This is a genomic window from Draconibacterium sp. IB214405 (genome assembly GCF_033963885.1).
GTDB lineage: Bacteria > Bacteroidota > Bacteroidia > Bacteroidales > Prolixibacteraceae > Draconibacterium.
Map to the genome: position 1 here is coordinate 189933 of NZ_JAXBMA010000005.1, position 19832 is coordinate 209764.

The window sequence follows — 19832 nt, forward strand, 5'->3', positions numbered from 1 at the left end:
GAAGCAAAACTCCTGACAATTAATGTTGAGCCAGGCTCTTTTTCATCATTTTACCGATAAAGTTAGTTGCAAATTTTGGAGCTAATCGATAAAGCTTATCCAAAAACCAGGCATCCTTCCCAACAGTAGCTCTGAATTTGTTTTTCTCCATTGCTCTGATGATTATCTGAGCTGCTTTTGAAGGAGAAAGTGCCATATTATTCTTATCGTTGTTATCAACCTTCGGTCCACCTAATCCCGAATTTTGTGTAATGTTCGTCATAATTGCGCCGGGATGAACTACTGTCACGTTTACTGCTGTATTTTTTAATTCTGCATAAAGCCCTTCGGTTAATATTTTTACGGCTGCTTTCGAAGCACCATAAATGGTTTGTGTTGGAAAAGGAATAAATCCTCCCATACTGGAAACATTTACAATATGTGCTTCGGGACGCGTTAATAGATGCGGAAGTATGGTTTTGGTTAAATAGTATGTTCCCCAGAAATTGACGTTCATTACCCTTTCAGTGGTTTTATCATCCAGATCGTTTACCGCGGCAAATGGTTGAATTATTCCAGCATTATTAATGAGCCCATCAATTGACTTAAGCCGCACAAGCATTTCTTTTACTGTTTCTTCAACGGCAGATTTATCTGTAATATCTAAGACAAATGTGCTAGCATTAATGCCATAATCTCCCGCAATTCGAACCGTTTCTTCCAATGAGTCTTTATTAATATCGATGGCAGCTACTTTAGCACCCTTCTTCAACAAAGCGATCACCAATTCTCGCCCCATTCCGCTACCACCACCGGTAACAACTATTGTTTTGTATTGTAAATTCATTTTCTAAATTTTTTAGTTTTCGGTATTTGCTGATGAACTGAACTCAAACCAATCCAGATCACATATCTCGTTATCTTTCCCTTTAAATGTTATCCAAACCGCATGAACGCCTTTTACTCCTTTGATTTTGGAAGTAATAGTTTCCCATTCTGCTTCTTCATTTCCCTGAATTGTCAATGCCCCAATGGTGGTACCCCAGGGCTGATTGAGTTTAAGGCTAATTGTCCCTCCGTTTTTGAGTGGTTTAATCCTCATTTTTATTTCATCTACTCCATCTTTAAAATCGACGTATTTATAAGCTACATTATCGCCATCCTGAATTGCACCTAATTTTTCATTTGTAGGTTCGAATTGTTGGATTCTTACATTCCCGAATAACTGGCAGCCACGTTCGGCATCTATTTTTTCAAAGGCATTCAATGGCGGACCTGCGCCCTGTGATGTCATCTCAACCTCATCAATAGAACCGTCTTCATTGAAAAAAATGGGTTCCACACAAGCTTTCCGCATCATGCGACTGTTATGCGTCGACCGATGATAAAAAACGTACCATTGTCCGTTAAACTCAACAATAGAACCATGATTGTTCCAGGTTGCCGGATCACACTGATCATTATCAATTATTACCCCGCCATATTTAAAGGGCCCCATTGGTGAAGTGCTGGTAGAATACCCGATACAAGTTGGCCGGTTATTACGGCTCATATCTGAATATATCAGGTAATAAATACCATTGCGTTTAACCATGTAACTTCCTTCATGAAAGTAGTGCACCTTTTCGGTAATCACATCAGGTACAATGGTCGAAGTATCAATTTCTGTCATATTGGGTTTTAGTTTGGCAATTTTTGCCTGAAATTGTCCCCATAAATAGTAAGCTTGACCATCATCATCGATAAACACAGCAGGATCAATTTCTTCTATTCCTGTTAAGTCCATTTTTCTGCCGTTCATGAATGGCCCTAAGGGAGAACTGCTTGTAGCGACACCTTCTGCGGCCTTTCGATCTGGTTGGCAATAATACAAGTAATATGTACCATCCTTATACTGACAATCCGGAGCATATAGTTCTTTATCCGAATAAGGAACCTGGTCATTTTCGCCGATTGAAGAAAAAACATTTTCAGTTATCTCCCATTTCTTTAAATCGGATGTTGAAAGTACATGATGTTTAAACGAACAGTAATATTCCGTGCTTTCATCCAATGAACCATAAACATATAATTTTCCATCGTTCCAGACATGTGCTGATGGATCGGCAATATACATACCGGCCGGGACAATTGGATTTTGACCAACAGCCTCGTGTACAAAAAATAGAAAAAGCGAGAAAATCAGGCAGTACTTCATTATTCCAGAATAATTTTTACTCCATCAGGTTCTGTATATTTTGTTTGCACTGAACCATCCGGCATTTTTTTATGCTCGACAGTCAAAATGCCCATCGGAGTAGGATAAGTTCCTTTAACCCATTCAAGGTCGCCAAGATGTGGACTGATCTTTATCGTTTTACATCCCGTTTCTACCACATTTATACCAAGTACATACTGTGTTAACCAGGCTGTCGGACCTGATGCCCATCCATGACAAAAACTATGTCGGTATCCCTCATAGCAGTAGCCGCCATAAGTTGCATGTACATTTACTTTTCCTTCAGGTACCAACTCGTCAATTCGGGCTGCATTTTCCATCCAACTGATGTCAAAATCTTCCCAAAAAGTAGTAGCTCCCAAGTCGAGCATAGCTCCCCAATATTCCCTGATATTGTCAATCGCTCCCTGATAATCGCCAGCCATAGCACGTGCAATTAGCATGTAATAACCATAGAAGGTTGACATTTTATGAACGCCATCTTTAGCAAGCACTTCAGAGTTTGCTTTTTCCGGTGAAATTAATCCCGACATGGCCAACAATGCTGCAGCTTGTTTCGAGCCTGCCATATCTGGTATATGTTTTTTTAATTTCTCTATTGACTGGAGACACATCTCCCTGGTCTCCGGGATGTCGAGCAAGCTACAAAGTTCGGCACCTGCCTCAAAGCTCATTACCATCATTGATTGCAGCCCCGCATGAATAGCTGCTTCGTTTTCACTGGATGGCCAGTCTAAAAAGCGCATTCCATCCAACGTTTCTTTTCCATCCTCGTCAATGTATTTTGCAAGTTGGTTAAGTATTCCTACGAGATACTCTTCTTGCTTGGCAAGGTATTCAAAGTCTCCTTGTGATTTATACCATTCTTGTTGCAGAAGTATCCACCACATTGAGTATGAACTAATATCATTCATCCAATTGGGCAATGGATACTGATCACGGGCAAAATCAAGACTCTTAGGTACCACATCATTGTACCCAAATACAGAATTAATTGTCATCATTTCAGGATGCATATCACCGGCCCAAACCAGACGGTCTCTTTTTATTCCGTCCAGAAGATATTCATTCATATTAAGATGGACGGTATATGCGCCGGTCATCCAAATATTATTCAGTTCTTCATCATTACATATGAATGATCCTAAATAAGGAATGTCTCGATACCTGAAACTGGCACTAATTTCTTTGATTAAGATTTTGGCATTTGGTCCCACTAAATCGATGCGTACAAAACGGAATCCGGATTCACCAACTTCCAACCGGCCCATTGTTGGTAATGTCACTTCAAAATCACGCATGGCATGGTCGTTGGTAGCCCCGTTCTCTCCAACATCACACATTGTTTCTGCTACAGATTCACCAAAACGAATACGCACTTTTCCTGCAGGACTTGTATTCCCCCTTGTCGTTACGATTTCGATCCCCCCTTGAATTTCTCTACCAAAATCAAGTATAATTCCGTGTTGAGTTTCCTCATCATTTTGAATTGTAAAAAACTCTCCAAAGCTTAAATCTGCTTGTCCGCTACTTGGTTTTAGCAACGATTCTGCATTCAGGATATAATTTCCAGTAGTATCAGAACTCCAAACAATTCGTTCGGGTGTAAGATTTTTACGAATTAAGCTTGACGATCGGACTTTATCCGGATCCTGATTCTTAAACACTGGAGGGAGTTGCGCCATTCCTGAAAAACACAACACCAACAGTAGACTTAAAATTATACTTTGTTTCTTCATCTGTCCATTTTTATATTATTCTATAAATCCCTGATATTCCATCCAACCCATAAACAATTCAGGCCAAATGTCTGATGGCTTATCCTGCTTTATAACTGAAAAGCCGTGTCCTCCGGAATAAAAACTATGCATCTCTATTGATTTACCGGCTTTCTTCCATTTGTCGTATAGTCCGGGATTGCCACTCGCAATTTGATCATCGGCAGCCCATGCCAGAAACATGGGAGGAGCATCAACAGGAACCTCATCTCCAAGCATTGCTCCACAATACGCATAAATAGGTACAACAAAATCAGGCCTACTTTCCGGGGTATAAATGTGGGCAACAGAACCAACGAGTGTTCCTCCGGCTGAGTATCCCACAATACCAATTCTGGCAGGATCAAGTCCATACTCCGATGCATGATTCCGTACATATTTTATTGCTTCAAGTCCATCTGCAGCAGCAAGACTAACAAATTTAGAGAAGAGCGAATCTCGCTCTGATGGCTCTGCCTGGTCTAATTCAGCATATGGGAAAGGCATCAATCTGTATTTCAAAATAAAAGCTGTAATGCCATTCTCTACACACCATTTTGCGGTAGCTGTTCCTTCCTGTTGATAGGCCAGCCCCTGAAAACCACCACCCGGGCAGATTATAAGAGCCGTTCCCCTATTGTTTTCCTCTTTGGGTTGAATGACAGTTAAAGTAGGCATTGAGACATTACGAATGGTAACAATCTCATCGTTTTCATCCAGCCGAACTCTTTCTTCCAATGTTAATAGCTCATTACCCGGAGGTGTCTCACCATTATACAGAGGTATTACCTTTTGACCATAACTGCAATAGGTAATTAACAATAGAAAAAGAAGTGTAACTATATTTCTCATATTAGGTTTGATTTAAATTTTATTCAAAGTTCGGAGTAGTATACCGCCCTCTACTCTGTTAGTATGTCTTCTTTAAAGTGCCGGCTTAAGTCCTTCCCATTTTACTGTCCATGAACCATCATCAGGAAATCCCGGAGCATGTTTATCAGGAGCACCGTCCCATCCTGCTGACATCATTGCAACGGCATACAACAATCCTCCATTCCCGGGCAAATAAGGACACGGGCCACCGGTACATACACCTCGTTCGTCATAATAATTCTTAGTCCCTGCATCTTTCAACAAAGCATCTATGGCCAGATTCGGTTCCCCTAAACGTGCCGCTGCCATTGCTGTCCATGGGAAATCCCACCCCCAGCATCGTTCCCATTGCCATGCATCCCATACTTTAAGGAGTGTACGATGAGCTATTTCCGGATCTACGTTACTTTGATTAGGAAGCATTCCCAAAACTCCAATCGGATCAGGGTGTTCCCAGGCTCTTGTTGTATAAGTATCTTTCCATTCTGCTGAGTGCACATAAACGCCACTATCAACTGGCAAAGAAGCCATGTTATTAATAATTTCGTCCCAATGCGGAACGCGTTCCAAATCCATTCGTTCACGCCACACCTGGGCCTGATTCAATCCCCAGGTCCAGTAGGCCAAATCAAATACAGCATCCTTTGTAATTCCCTGTTCACTTGGCGGCATTACCGGATCTAAATGATAAATTCCACTTTCATCTTTTACCGGATAATCAGCCATATGTGTGGCTGTTCCATCAATTATATCCGCCCATTTTTCAAGTGTATTTTGCGTTGGATGTAAACGATAATCCAACTCTGCAAAAAAGATTGGGTGAGGTTGCTTCCATAACAAAACCTGATTTCCTAACCACGGAGCCGTACGTCCACCGGGACTTGCTGATTTCTGCCATTTAAGTCCTTCGTAATCCAACTGCTCAGCAAGTGCACGTGCAGAGGGAGTAAATCGTTTATAGATTGTTAGAGCACTATCTGCCAACTCCCAACGATCCCATAAAGCAAAATGTGCAGTATGCCACCAGATCATTTCCATATGAAATTGTCCCTTCCATGGGCCGATTCCCATAAGTCCTCCTTCGGCAGGAGGAAAACTTCCGGCCGACTGTACCGCAGTTTGATATTGAGACAATACAATTCTTCGTTCAAGTTCTTTCCATCTTGGATCGGTACTTTCTGAAAGATCGATAGCTCCGCCACTTTGCCAAAATTCCGGCCAATGTAACTTACAAGCTGTTGACGTTTGCACAAAATCAGGAACCTCTTCCTTGTCTGATGATTTCGAATAGGCACATGTAAACTCAAGCGAGTTCACTCCTTCTGTTGCAAGTTGCCATGCATGCGCATTATTCTCGGAAATAGGTTTTAACTCAGCTCCTTTACTCCATATCAAAGACGTAAAGTAGGTTACCAAATCAACTTCTCGACGAAAATCAGCACGTTGATCATTACCATCTAGAAGAATTGTTTTATGCTTATCGGTTTGCTCAAAATCGCCAACCCAGGGTTTGTAACGTTCTAAGTTAGGATATGGGAAGTCGATGGCAACAACAAGTTCTCCGGTTTCCAAAAGTGGTGATTCAATTTGTACAGAAACCATATCTGAATTAGGATTGACACAAGTGGCCACATGAACCGGCTGATCATTTATAATAAATGATGAACTTAATATCCCGGTCCACAGATCAAGTGATCGTGACAAACCTTCTACGTCATCCGGAGTCAGTTCCACTCCATTTGCGAATGCAAAACTAATTCTGCCAAGGTTGAAAATATGAGGATTATCAAACATGTACTGACGAATATTATCCTTGTCTTCTGGAAAAATATCCGGTCCTGCATTTCGCCCTTGCTGAAAGGTACCGGTTGCAGGAATCTGTTCCGATGTTACATCCTCAGGAAGTGGAAATGAATGCCAGCCCCAATGCGACATAGTATTTCCTCCAAAAGTTTGAAGGCCTGTTCCATCTGCATTAAAGCAAAACTCACCATTACCAAGCGGAATTTGCCCAGTCAGGTCGTTCCATTCAATATTGTGCCGGGTAACCAGGGAATAACGGTCAATTGGATTTTGTCCGGTATCCCTTTTACATTGAATGCTTATAAGCGCTACAATGCATAAGATAGTAATCGTAAGAATTTTAGGCCTCATATTTTTAATTTTTCCTGCTTACTCGAATTTCAATTTATTGAAATGCCTTTCATCAGTTATGTTGTACTCGCTTCTGATAGCAAATGTTTTAGTTTGTTTCTGCGGGTTCCAAAACAATAAGCTGCAAAGTATTAGGTTCAAAATGCAATGCCGATTGAAAAACAGCATCAACTTTCACTGTTTTTTCTTCTACCAATTGAAGATTACAATTCTCCAGGTCGGCATGATAGTTACTGTGTTCAGCATCAATTTTGTAAAGTTTTACCTTCACATTTTTTCCGTTTAATCCGGCAGGTAAATTATCCACCTTTAAATTGGCGTCATATCCTTCGGTATTTCTACTTTGAAAATTCCAAAGCATAATTGAAATACCCGACTCGTCTTTTGTGGCAAGTGAATACAATCCTTTCCCTTCTTTTATTTCAGTACTAACAACAGAAGCAATCTTCTCATCTTTCATTTTCGACAACATGATCATCATGTTTCCATACGGAGTGAATTTATTTGTTTGCACAAAAGGTTGAGCATATTCATCCCGTGTAACCAACTGATCTTTTCTTCCTTCCATACGGTGACGCATTACCCAGTTAAAAGGATAGGTATTATCAGCCGTAGTCAGGTACCAATAAAACAATGAAGCCATACCTGCAGCCTGTCGTAAATGATCATTTTTCATTGTAACAAAATCGTCAAACGCAGGTCCCGGATAAATTCCCATTTCAGTAATAAATACGGGAATATCAGTGCTTATTTCTCTACTTGCAAGTTCGCTGTTAAGCTGGGTACGCTGATCTTTTACCAACGATGGATTATCCTTAAATAAAATATATTCATTTTCGGGTTTTTTATAGTATCCGTGGTATGATATAAAATCAAGTCGCTTATCAGGTGAAGCATCCGCAACATAGGCATCCAGGAATGGTCGTAACCATACCATCGAGAATTGCGAAACTGAAGGGCCTCCAACCAATAATGGAATTTCAGGATTTAATTCAGCATTAACCTTATTTACTGCCCGATAATAAATCTTGTAATAATTGTAGTAATTGTCTGGAGTTACACCTTCATTGGCATAATCAGGCTCATTGGTTGCTTCAATGTATTTTATTTTCGGGAAGTTTGTTTTTAGCTCTTTTAGAATTTTTGAAAGACGCTCAACCTTTACATCATCATTAACATCCCATCCTCTCACAACTCCAAGATGGCTGCAATTAACCAATACATAATCTGAGATTTTGCTGGCATCAGCTAAATAATCAGAAATAGTACTAAGATCTACCTCATCAGTACTTTCATCATAATAGCTGTTTCCAATGAACCAAACACGATAAACTTTACCGTGCAAACCGCTCTCGTTGAAAAATTCAATATCAGCATCTCTGTTATCGACAAATTCCATGCTGCTTTCGAAATTATTATAGCGCTCAACATGTAAAAAATCACCTAACGTTTCTGCACAATCCACATTTATTTCAGCTTCAGCCACGCTGGTTGAAATCATAGGTCCTACGGGCTTACTTATGTCAATTCCCTGTTGCTTCAGGTATTGCTTAACTTCATCCGATATTGCAGGTTGTCCCTGTTTTTGCTCTTGCTTTTGTTCCTGCGCATTTGTACAACTTGAAATAGTCAATACAGCCAGTAGAACTATTAATAATTTTAGGTTTTTCATGTTCCAGTTTTTCTTGTTATTTTTTTAATTCGTTAAAAGTTTCTTTGGGAGCCAGTGCTTTGCTCACCTTCTCAATCAGAATATCATCTTTCAGATTGAATTTTTGTGAAAGTTTTATTTCCTCGCACGATGCACCGATTTTCACAGTATATTCACCCTCATCTGCTATCCATGAGGACTTGTTAGAATAGAACGAGGCCAGTTTTTCTGCATCGATTTTAAAAGATATTGTTTGTGATTCGCCAGGTTGTAATAATTTGGTTTTTGCAAAACCCTTCAATTCTTCAGATGGCTTATCCAGTTTCTTTTCAGGGGCAGTAATGTATAATTGCACAACTTCTTTTCCGGCCACATCTCCGGTATTGGTTATTTGAATACTCGCTTCAATTTGATTTTTGAAAGTTTTAGAACTTAGTTTTAAGTTACTGTAATTAAATCCAGTATAACTCAATCCATAGCCAAAAGGATAAGACGTTTCAACATTAAACGAATTGAAATAACGATACCCCACATATATACCTTCTTCGTAAATAACCTGCTCAGGTTTTTCGGCTGGTGTTCCCGGGAAGTTTTTTGCTGAAGAAACATCTTCGTATTTAACCGGGAATGACATTGGTAGTTTGCCTGATGGATTAATATTACCTGTTATTACATCAGCCACTGCATCTCCGGCTTCCTGACCGGGTTGCCAGGCAATCAAAATAGCATCTGGTATACTTTTCCAGCTGGCTGTTTCAATCACACCACCAATATTCAGTACAACTACCACCTTTTTACCCAAGGCATGAAAAGCATTAGTAATGTTTTCAATATTGCTCCTTTCAGTATCAGTCAGGTTAATATCATCTTCAATTTTTCTATCTGCTGTTTCACCTGAATTTCTACGAATTGTAATAACTGCAATATCTGCTTTTTCAGAAATTTCTTTTGCCAAATCCTCATTCACAGGCATCTCCACAGCTCTTTTTATGTAGCCCCTGATAGCCCGCATCATATTTTGTTTGGGCGTATTTTCTTTGATGTAATCAGTATAAACCTGTTTCGATGTTTCTTCGATTGATTGTCCTCCACTGATCAGGCCATCAATAATATTTACAGTTGGACCGGCATGCATTACGAATCCACTTCCCGATCCTCCTACATTGGTAACATAGGATCCGTTTCCAAATAAGGCGATCTTTTGATTTTTATCTTTAATTGGAAGGGCCTTGTTTTCATTTTTCAGCAAAACCATACCTTCTGCTCCGGCCTTTCTTGCTATTTCAGCATTATTCTCGAGATCAGGTTTGCCGGAATATTCATATCCTTTGAATTTTGGTGACCTCATGGTGTTTTTCAAAATCCATGCGATATTTTTATCCAGTACTTCTTCGCTCAATTTTCCGCTTTTAACAGCTTGAATAATCACCGTATCCTGATATGGCCCGGGCATGATCAGGCTCAATCCTGCCTTCATTTGTTCTACCGGATCTTTGCCGGTATCCCAATCCGACATGATGATTCCTTCATATCCCCAATCATCTCTGGCAATGGTCGTTAGTAAATCATAATTTCCTGTTGCTGTGGCACCGTTCACGGAGTTATATGAAGCCATCAGTGTCCATGGATCAGATTCTTTAACCGCAATCTTGAAGCCTTTCAGGTAAATTTCACGAAGGGCACGTTCACTAATTAGAGCATCAACAGCTATCCGGTTAGTTTCCTGATTATTTGCAACAAAGTGCTTTACAGAAGTTCCCACACCTTGCGATTGGATTCCGTTAACAACGGCAGCGCCCATTTTACCCGAGAGCAACGGATCTTCTGAGTAATACTCAAAATTACGACCACCCAACGGATTCCGATGAATGTTCATACCAGGTGCCAGCAATAAATCAAGTCCATATTCTGACACCTCATTACCCATGCATTTTCCAACCTCGTACACAAGATCTACATCCCATGTTGAAGACAGATTAGTTGCAATAGGATATGCAGTTGTTCGAGAGCCAAAACTAGGTCCGGCGGGTCCATCCACCATTTCAATGGTTGTTACTCCAAGACGTGGAATTTCCAGGGTTCTTCCCACTGCTCCTGAAACATGTACTTTTGTTTGATCTGCTAAACTACCGGGAATAGGTTGATTCGGAATCTGAAATCCCATGTTGTTTTCTTTCTCCCCCATCTTCAACCCAGTACCAACCACTAGCGCAGCTTTCTCTTCAAGCGTCATAGCAACTATTACTTCCTCGATTGATGCTTTTCCTAACTGAGGGAGGTCTGACGTATCTTGTCCGTACACGTTTGCGAGTGGTATCACATTACATGTAAGCAAACAAAGACCAAATATTATTATTTTAAATCGTTTCATTTCTGTTGTGTAAGATTGAACAGCCTTCTGATTAGCTCCTGATTAGGATTAAGACTGCTTGCAAAGAATTATTCTAAATTCTAAAATTGTTTATCTGATTATTATGGAATTAAAATAAGGGTGGCATCATAGCCACCCTTATATCAAAGAGATACATTATTCTTCCTCGATGCGCTCTCCTTTCGCATCGAACATATTTATCAAACTACCTTCACAATTATTCGGATCTTTCTTTTCAAAAGACATATAAAGGTCATATCCAGCTGCGCTGTAGTACACAGTGATCTTATTTTCCTCTTCATTCACTTTGCTGATTTCTACAGCATCAACACCTTCAGGTTTGATATTGCCTGTTAACTTCCCTTCAGCACGTTCCAGATGCATTTTCATTTTTGCATCGCCGCTAGGCGTACCTTTAACTACAACATCCCAATTGCCAACAAAATAATCGGCATCATCCTGTCCATAGGAAAGATTAAAGGATAACAACAAAATAAGGCTCGTGATTATTACTAATATTTTTTTCATTGTCTTTAATTTTTTTTGATACAAAACTTATCCTTAGTTGTGGCAACGCATGCTGCTTACATCAAAGCCATCGCGAAGTATTCCTGTTGTGATTCCAGAAGTAGCAGTTATAGCAGCTATTTCTTTCGTCCAAACAAAGCTAAACTCTCCGTTTACCGGGCTTCCTCCTGCATATTCGGTATAAGTTGCATCGAGTAATGAAATAGTACCAGCATCACTTGGACATTCGAGAACTACTGTTGCTCCGATAGGAATTTTAGCGCATTCTTCAAGCGATACCGAAAAAATGGTATAACCTCCACCTTCATTTATTGAATACTCAAGTTCAGTATTCATGTCGATGAAGAATAAAGATGATACATCAAATCCATCGCGAATAACTCCTGTAGTTATTCCACTTTCTGCTGTAGTGGCAGCAATCGCATTTGTCCAGCCAAAACTGAATTTACCATTAACCGGGCTTCCTCCTGCATATTCAGCGTATGTGGCATCAAGAAGCGAAATAGATCCATTATCGCTCGGACATGAGAAATTAAGTGTTGCTCCTACTGGTATTTTCTCACATTCTTCAGCTGTAACAGAGAAAATTGTATAACCTCCTCCTTCGGTAATTGTATACTCAAGACTGGTTTTCGAAAACATGGCGTACGCTCCCGTAACCTCAAATCCATCTCGAAGAATACCTGTGGTGATTCCTGATCCCGCTGTTATATTTGCAATTTCCTGGGTCCATACGAAGCTAAACATTCCATTCACTGGTATGCCTCCTGCATATTCTGTGTAGGTTGCATCAAGGAATGATATTGATCCTGCATCGCCACATTCAAAGACTACGGTTGATCCAATAGGAATCTGGTCGCAATCTTCGTCCGGAACGCTGAGAATGGTATATCCACCACCAGTAGTTACCGTATAATTTAAATCGACTGTAGTGATACTTGTTGTTGGGAAACCTTCCTGATCAACATTCAAAAATCGCATCACATCATCATTTATGATAATCAAACGGCTAGTTCTCACAAGAGTACTATCGTTTTGTACAAAAGACACCTTTAAGGAATCTCCTCCATCAACTATTTCATAAGACAACCAATCTGTTCCGGTCTCATCAACAGTCACATTATATTCACCATTTGCAGCAACGCCTATTGTAAAGCTTCCTTCCGTATATGGAACACTCACATCACCTTGCTCTAATTCAAGGGTAGCCTTAATAATTACTTCATCGTCTTCACTACATGATGTGAAAACACAGGCTGATGAAAAGATTATTAAAACAGCTAATATTATTTTAAGTTCTTTCATTACGTTCATTTTGATTTGTTAAAACTTTATACTCTAATTGTTTAACATCTGTCCTAATCTACCATCCATTATTTTGGATCAGGTTTGGATTAAGAAGGGTTTCTGAATATGGGTAAGGGAATAATTCATCCCGCCCTGTTTGGAAACCTGATGCTCCGGCAAAGGCCTCTTCAACAACGTCGTATTCGGTTGAAGACTGAACATACCCATAGAAGGTATAGCTTGTAACACCGCGGTTCTCCAGTACTGTTGATGCGTCTCCCCAACGAATAAGATCAAGATAGCGTTCTCCTTCAAAAGCAAGTTCCGCTCTCTTTTCATCCTTAACATCCTGAAGGTCGAAAGATCCTAACTCACTTAGGCCGGCACGAACACGAACTTTATTTAATGCGACCAGTCCCTCCGAAACTTTTGTTCCTGATTGAACACATGCCTCTGAATAGAGTAAAAGTACTTCTGCATATCTCATTCCCGGCCAATTGGTGTAGGTATAAGGTAGTCCGGCTTCTCTTGAATCAGGAACTACTTCGTCGGCCCAGGCAAGAACTTTGCTTCTAAAATACCCTTGACAGTTAATCATAGATGCATCCGTTTTCCAGAATTTAGATACTGCCTCTTCTGTATCAGTGGCTAAACCAAGATCAACAAATCTTTGTAGTATATCTTCGTAATCCCAAATGGTTCCATAGTAACGGGGTTTTCCTTTCTCTCCCCGGTCAACCATAAAGTCATAGAAGTCCTTATTTAGATCTGCTCCGCTTACTCCTTGCTCTGTTATACCTCCCGGAACAGTAACATTTGCAGTATTCCAGGTAAATCTCATAAACCTGAAGTCTCCTTCATTCATATAAGTGCTCGCAGTAGAATTGTCGTCCACATTCCACTCCCACATATATTCATCACAAAAATCTGCAGGCATGTGATACAATTCAGTAAAATCATCAATCAGGTCATATTTACCTGAGTTTATAACTTTCTCAAGGCTTGCTATGGCACTGGTATAATCTCCTCTTAGTAACTGTGCTTTACCTAACAGGGCATAAGCAGAATGCAGGGTTACTCGTCCACCAATTTCCTGTTGACCACCTAATCCTGATTTTTCAGGAAGCCTTGTAATTGCCTCTTGTAAACTTGTCTCTACATAATTCCAAAGTTCTTCAGTGGTTCCGTTTGTTGGTGTTAATTCTTCTGTTGCCAGAACGTGATCAACAAGTGGAGGATTACCCCATAACCTAATTAGATTTGTGTATGCATAAGCCCTCCAAAAATAAGCTTCACCAATAATCTGTTCTTTTACTTCTGAAGTAGGTTCAAGCTTTTCAATTATCAGGTTACAGAGATAATTGATATTGTAGAAATTTGTGAAATATTGATTGCCTCTATGATTTGAAGAGGTAACGTTAATATTGGAATAAAGACCTCCTGTTGCTGGTGAATCATCAGACAGTGAGTTTAGTAAGTTCACCCAGAAATATCCGGTTACATTGTACACTTCCGCATAAACAAATGCGATAAGCGATTCTGCATCAGCGTCTGTTGCATTTGCATAATAACTGTCTAAGTTAGCGACGCTCTGCTGTTCAATATCTAAAAGATCCTCGTTACACATGGTAAATAAAAACCCGGTAACCAGTAGTGCTATTATTATTTTGAATTTTCTCATTGTTGTAATACCTTAAAATTAGAATGATACATTAAGACCAAATAATACTTGTTTCATTGCAGGATAGCGCACCCTGTCAACTCCCATTCCTCCACCTTGAGACATACCGTTCGAACTTCTTGGTTCATCTCCTTTTGAGAGCCCTGACATTACTTCAGGATCATTACCAGGATATTTCGTAAACGTGAAGAAATTATCCAGTGAGACATAAGCTCTTAATGAAGACATTTTTATTTTGGAAATCATACGTGTTGGAAATGTATATCCCAACTGTATTTGTTTTATCTTAAAATATGATGAATCAAATACGAAATCATCAGATGATCCGTAATAATATAAGCTGGTAGTATTATTCCATATGCTTGGAGACGGATGTACTCCGTCAATATTATCCATTGACCAATGATCGTTGGTAATAGCTGTTGGTAAATTACCTTTGGGTTGATCTAACCTGGCAATAGCCCAAAACAGTTCTGATCCTTCAACTCCCGAACCAAATACTTTCAAATCAAAGTTTTTATAATCTGCTGTCAAAGTAATTCCATAGGTATAATCAGGAATACTGGACCCCACATAATCTTTTCCATCATCTGTTCCAAGTTCCTCACTAGTTTTATAAACTGGTTGACCGGTTAAATAATCGATGTGGTCTATAATATTGGTTCTTAGATACCATATCGGGTAACCAACTTCAAAATAGGTAGCCTCAGTAAAGAATCCACCACCACCAGGGTAACGACCTTCTTCATAAGGGCTTTCCAAAACTTCATTATGAAGTGTGGAGATATTAGCTTGTATTCCATAGCTAAAATCACCTATTCTATCTTTCCATTCCAGATCAAATTCTAATCCCGAGTTTTCAATTTTACCAAGGTTAACCCACTGGCTTGAAGTTCCTGAAACTGCAGGTGCAGTCATCTCAGTAAGCAGGTTTGTAGTTGTTTTATTGTAATAATCGAATGAAAAAGACAACCGGTCATTAAAGAAACGAACATCAGCACCAATATCGAACTGTTCCGATTCTTCCCATGTTAAACCCTCATTAGGAAGAACATCTGATGGAGCAGATCCGGCAATAAGCGAATTATTAAAATTATAATAATCACTTGCCAATGTCACATAGGTTGTGTACCTGTAATTACTCAATGAGTTAACGTTACCATTTATACCCCATGATCCTCGAATTTTGAAATAGGAAAAAATATCCTGATTCATTTCCTGCATAAAATTTTCATTCGACACAACCCATCCGGTAGACACTGAAGGAAAATATCCCCATCGGTTAGATTTTGAAAGCCTTGAAGCATCATAGGCATCAGCACGGAAATTTGCCTGAACCATATATTTGTCAGCATAATTCCAGCCAAGTCGTCCAAAATAGGAGATATTGCTGGTTTTATCAGAACTTCCACCAATACCATCGTTTGCATCGGTAAACGAACTGTTCAAATTATGGAAATTCGGCAGTGTACTAATTAACTCGTCAGTACTTGCCGACATGTATTCCATAAGATTCTGCGTATACTGCATACCGGCCATAGCTGTAAATTCGCTATTACCTCTTGTAAAGCTGTAATTCGCAAAGTTCTCCCATTGGTAGTAAATTGATTGATACATACTTTCAGAGAGCGCCGGATTGATAAGGTATTTAGTTGCACTCCACCAATAAGGCTCCCTGTATGTTTTATTATGAGTAGATCCAATACCATAACCCAACCTTGAAGTAAAGGAGAAATTTTCGAAAGGTTTTAGTTCTGCGTAAAGCGTTCCGCCAATCGATGAATTACGTCTCAAATTATCGGAATTATGTATCATCCCCAAAGGGTTCTGTGGTTCGATTATAAAACGGGAAGTACCGTAAAGTTGATTCTGATCATTTCGAAGTACGTTGTAACCTTCAGCTTCTGCTTGAAGTAAGTTGTAACCGTTTTCTGTTGGGGCGTCCGCATCATTGCCATAAAACGTTGGTACAGTAGGATCGAAAAAATAAGCACTACCTATAACACTATTAACTGAGTTATAGGCATTTTGAGATATTGATGTAGTAGTGCTGTGATCGATCGAATTAGTTGTTCCAACCTTTAACCAATCACTAATTTCGTAGGAAGCGTTGAGCTGACCGATATAACGTTTGTTGACATCCTTGTTGCCAACAACCATTCCGTCGTTTTTACTGTATTTTACCGACGCAAAAAATAATCCTCGGTCGTTACCTCCCTCAAAACCTAAAATGTGGCTTTGAGTTTCACCGTTTTCAAATACTTCTTCCTGCCAATCGGTGTTAGCACTTTGAAAAGCACCGTCAGCAACACCGGCATCCGACCAAAACTGTTTAAACTCCTGGGCATCCATCATATCAACCTTATTGGTCATCGACTGAACACCATACTGTGTATTGTAGAAAACCCGACTCTTTCCTTTTTGACCTTTTTTGGTTGTGATTAGCACAACCCCGTTTCCTGCCTCAGTACCATAAATTGCTCCCGATGCAGCATCTTTTAAAATTTCAATCGATGCAATATTTTCAGGATCGAGAAAATCAATATTATCGACTTTTAATCCATCAACAATAAAAAGTGGGTCCGATAAACCATTACTGGAATATCCCCTGATTCGGAAACTTGTACCTGATCCCGGAGCGCCACTCAGAGCCATAATTTGAACACCGGCAACTTTACCTTGTATTGCACGTCCAACATCTCCTGTTGAGCGATTCTCTAACGCTTCGGCTTTCACCGAAGCAATTGCTCCTGTTACATTACTTTTCTTTTGGGTACCATAGCCAATAGCGACAACTTCCTCAATACCTACCGTTTCCTGTTCTAAAACTATATTGATTACACTCTGGTCTTCAACTAATATTTCCTTTGATTTCATTCCAACAAATGAAAATTGCAAGGTGGCACCTGCGGGAATATCATCTAATGAATATTCGCCGTTGAAATTAGTTACCGTTCCGTTAGCCGTGCCTTTAATTATAACCGTAACTCCCGGGAGCGGTTCCCCTGACTGGTCAGTGACGCTTCCAGAGATTGATCTTTGTTGTTGTAAAACCGTCCCCGCATTCGTCTCTGATTTTGCGTTTGTTAGAATAATTAGCCGGTCGTTCACCTGGTGAGTAACATCAGTTCCTTCGAATAAATCATCTAAGATGTTATCGATGGATAAATCTTCGACATTTACATTTACTTTCCGCTCCAGATCCACAAGTTTCTGGTTAACCAAAAAATAAAATTCACTGTTGTTTTCAATTTCGTCCAGTACATCAATTACCCTAACATTGTCCATTTTTAAGGTAAGTTTTGACTGTTGTGAGTATCCTGTTCCCGCCCAAACCTGGGAGAGAAAGAGGAAAAGAAAAAAAGCACTTAATCGCATAATTTTCCAAGTTTTAGTTCTGAGACACACGTATATGGCGTCTCGAATCCATTTTTTTTTCATAAGTTTGAAACATTAAGTAGTTTAATAATTATTGGACTAATTCACGCTGCTTGATAGTTAGGAGAGTGCTGGTAACACTCTCCTTTTTCTATTTAAAAGATTCTTCTCGTTTATGGTCTAAACTGATTATTATTTTCTTCTTATTATAAGTTCCATCGTTTGTAGTTTCGCGTTTTTCTTCCCTGTATTTTATTGGTGCAGTTAACGCCATTAGTTTTAATACTTCATCCAACGATTCGTCGATAAATGTTGCACGGAAAGCATAACTTAACAATTCCGAATCTTCAACTTCAATTTCAACGTTGTACCACCTTGCCAGTCGCTGGATCACCAGTTCCATACTTTCATTTCTAAATACCAGTTTACCTTCCGTCCATGATACAAATTGTGAAGCTTCAACATTGTCTTTGTTATGTTGCCCTGTTTCGGTATTCAAAACCAGTTTTTGATCGGGCTGGAGTGTTTCCAGCTTGTCGCCCTGATTGGAATATACCTCCACAGACCCCTCTTGAAGAACAACCTCTTCCCTATTTTCATTTTCATAGGCAATTACGTTAAACTGTGTACCTAATACTTTTGTGGATAAATTCGAAGTTTTAACAACAAATGGGTGAGCCTTATCATGAGCTACTTCAAAATAAGCCTCGCCACTTAGTTTAACATTCCTGTTTTTTGCAAATAATACCGGGTATTCCAATGTTGATCCACTATTTAGAAAACCAGTGGTTCCATCAGGAAGTATAAATTTAGTACGCACACCCATCGGACACTGAATTTCAGCAAGTGCACTTTCTACTGGTTTATTGGATTGATAATAAAATACCACCAAAAAAGTAAGAATAAGCGGGATAATTAATATCGCTGCTATACGCTGGAAAGTACCGATAAAACCGGTAAAGATTTCACGTCTTTTTTCAAGATTTATTTGATGATGAATTTTATCTAAAACATGGTTGACATTCCCTTCAGGAAGTGGTTCATTGTTATAATCAAACCAATGATCTTGGAGTAGATCAATTATCTCCTCACGTTTTTCAGGTTTTTCAAAAATTGATTTTATAGCTAAAAAATCTTTTCTTGAATACTTCCCTTTAAAGAAACGTTTCAGTATTTCCGGATTGAAATCCATAAAGTTTGATGTTCGTTTTATTGTTCTATTAAAGATATAGGGTAGAAATGAAATATTCCCCTAGTGAAAAATAAAAAAAATTGACAAATTTGAAAGAAAATGCTATCTATCAAGGTTTTACAAAAAGTAAAAAAAACAGCATCGCAGAAATATCTTCCTCGCCCAATCCTTTTTTTATGTTCTTGAGTGCTTCAGTTAAGTGGTTCTCAACGGTTTTCGGAGAAACTCTCAATTGTTTTGCAATTTCTTTTACCGGGATTCCCTCTTTTTTCCGTTTTATAAGTACTTCTCTTTGTCGGGAAGGTAACTTTCCAATAAGAGTTTCCACTTTCTCCAAAAGGATTTGGTAGTTCAGACGTTCATTGGTGTCGTCAGTAAAACTGACAGTTTCATCAATAATTTGATGTTGGTACGCCTTACGTCGGTTTATTTGCTCAAAGAGTTCGAGTATGTAATGGTAAGCAATTTTGAATAGATATGCTTTAAAAGATAAGTCCGATTTTAGCTGTTTTCGATTTCTCCAAACCCGGAGAAAAACCTCTTGAACTACACCTTCAGCATCTTCTTTTGATTTCAGATAACCATAGGCAAAATGATATAATCGTTTCCCGTAGTTACTAAAAAGTCTATCAAATGCCTCTACATCACCCTTTTGAAGCTTTTTGACTAGTTCAATATCCAGTGTAGTATCGTTTATTGGTTTTGACATTTCTTCCAACGTGAAGATAGAAAACAATTTTTTATATCAGGATTCTAATCCTGA

General features: G+C 39.2%; 13 protein-coding genes. All 13 read right to left on the reverse strand.

What is annotated here, in order from left to right; all coding sequences use genetic code 11:
- Positions 1–19 precede the first annotated feature (19 nt).
- On the reverse strand, positions 20–826 hold the full coding sequence (locus SLH46_RS18280) for an SDR family NAD(P)-dependent oxidoreductase (protein WP_320282661.1): 807 nt from the start codon (positions 824–826) through the stop codon (positions 20–22).
- A gap of 12 nt (positions 827–838) precedes the next feature.
- On the reverse strand, positions 839–2176 hold the full coding sequence (locus tag SLH46_RS18285) for a family 43 glycosylhydrolase (protein WP_320282662.1): 1338 nt from the start codon (positions 2174–2176) through the stop codon (positions 839–841).
- Complete coding sequence (locus tag SLH46_RS18290) at positions 2176–3936, reverse strand: alpha-L-rhamnosidase-related protein (RefSeq protein WP_320282663.1); 1761 nt, start codon at positions 3934–3936, stop codon at positions 2176–2178. The genes SLH46_RS18285 and SLH46_RS18290 overlap by 1 nt, the downstream gene beginning before the upstream one ends.
- 15 nt (positions 3937–3951) lie before the next feature.
- On the reverse strand, positions 3952–4806 hold the full coding sequence (locus SLH46_RS18295; RefSeq protein ID WP_320282664.1) for an alpha/beta hydrolase: 855 nt from the start codon (positions 4804–4806) through the stop codon (positions 3952–3954).
- Between the two features lie 72 nt (positions 4807–4878).
- A complete protein-coding gene (locus SLH46_RS18300) occupies positions 4879–6981 on the reverse strand; it encodes a hypothetical protein (RefSeq protein WP_320282665.1) in 2103 nt (700 codons plus the stop codon).
- 88 nt (positions 6982–7069) lie between these two features.
- Positions 7070–8653 (reverse strand): GH39 family glycosyl hydrolase, encoded by a 1584-nt coding sequence (locus SLH46_RS18305; RefSeq protein WP_320282666.1) that lies wholly within the window; start codon positions 8651–8653, stop codon positions 7070–7072.
- A 16-nt stretch (positions 8654–8669) separates the two neighbouring features.
- Complete coding sequence (locus SLH46_RS18310; protein WP_320282667.1) at positions 8670–11003, reverse strand: beta-glucosidase; 2334 nt, start codon at positions 11001–11003, stop codon at positions 8670–8672.
- A gap of 156 nt (positions 11004–11159) precedes the next feature.
- On the reverse strand, positions 11160–11531 hold the full coding sequence (locus SLH46_RS18315; RefSeq protein WP_320282668.1) for a hypothetical protein: 372 nt from the start codon (positions 11529–11531) through the stop codon (positions 11160–11162).
- A gap of 33 nt (positions 11532–11564) precedes the next feature.
- Positions 11565–12836 (reverse strand): hypothetical protein, encoded by a 1272-nt coding sequence (locus SLH46_RS18320; protein WP_320282669.1) that lies wholly within the window; start codon positions 12834–12836, stop codon positions 11565–11567.
- A 58-nt stretch (positions 12837–12894) separates the two neighbouring features.
- Positions 12895–14445, reverse strand: a complete 1551-nt coding sequence (locus tag SLH46_RS18325; protein WP_320282670.1) for a RagB/SusD family nutrient uptake outer membrane protein — start codon at positions 14443–14445, stop codon at positions 12895–12897.
- 72 nt (positions 14446–14517) lie between these two features.
- Complete coding sequence (locus tag SLH46_RS18330) at positions 14518–17787, reverse strand: TonB-dependent receptor (protein WP_320282671.1); 3270 nt, start codon at positions 17785–17787, stop codon at positions 14518–14520.
- A gap of 241 nt (positions 17788–18028) precedes the next feature.
- Entirely contained in the window at positions 18029–19069 is a 1041-nt protein-coding gene (locus SLH46_RS18335) for a FecR family protein (RefSeq protein ID WP_320282672.1), read from the reverse strand.
- A 109-nt stretch (positions 19070–19178) separates the two neighbouring features.
- Positions 19179–19778, reverse strand: a complete 600-nt coding sequence (locus SLH46_RS18340) for an RNA polymerase sigma factor (protein ID WP_320282802.1) — start codon at positions 19776–19778, stop codon at positions 19179–19181.
- Positions 19779–19832: the final 54 nt, after the last annotated feature.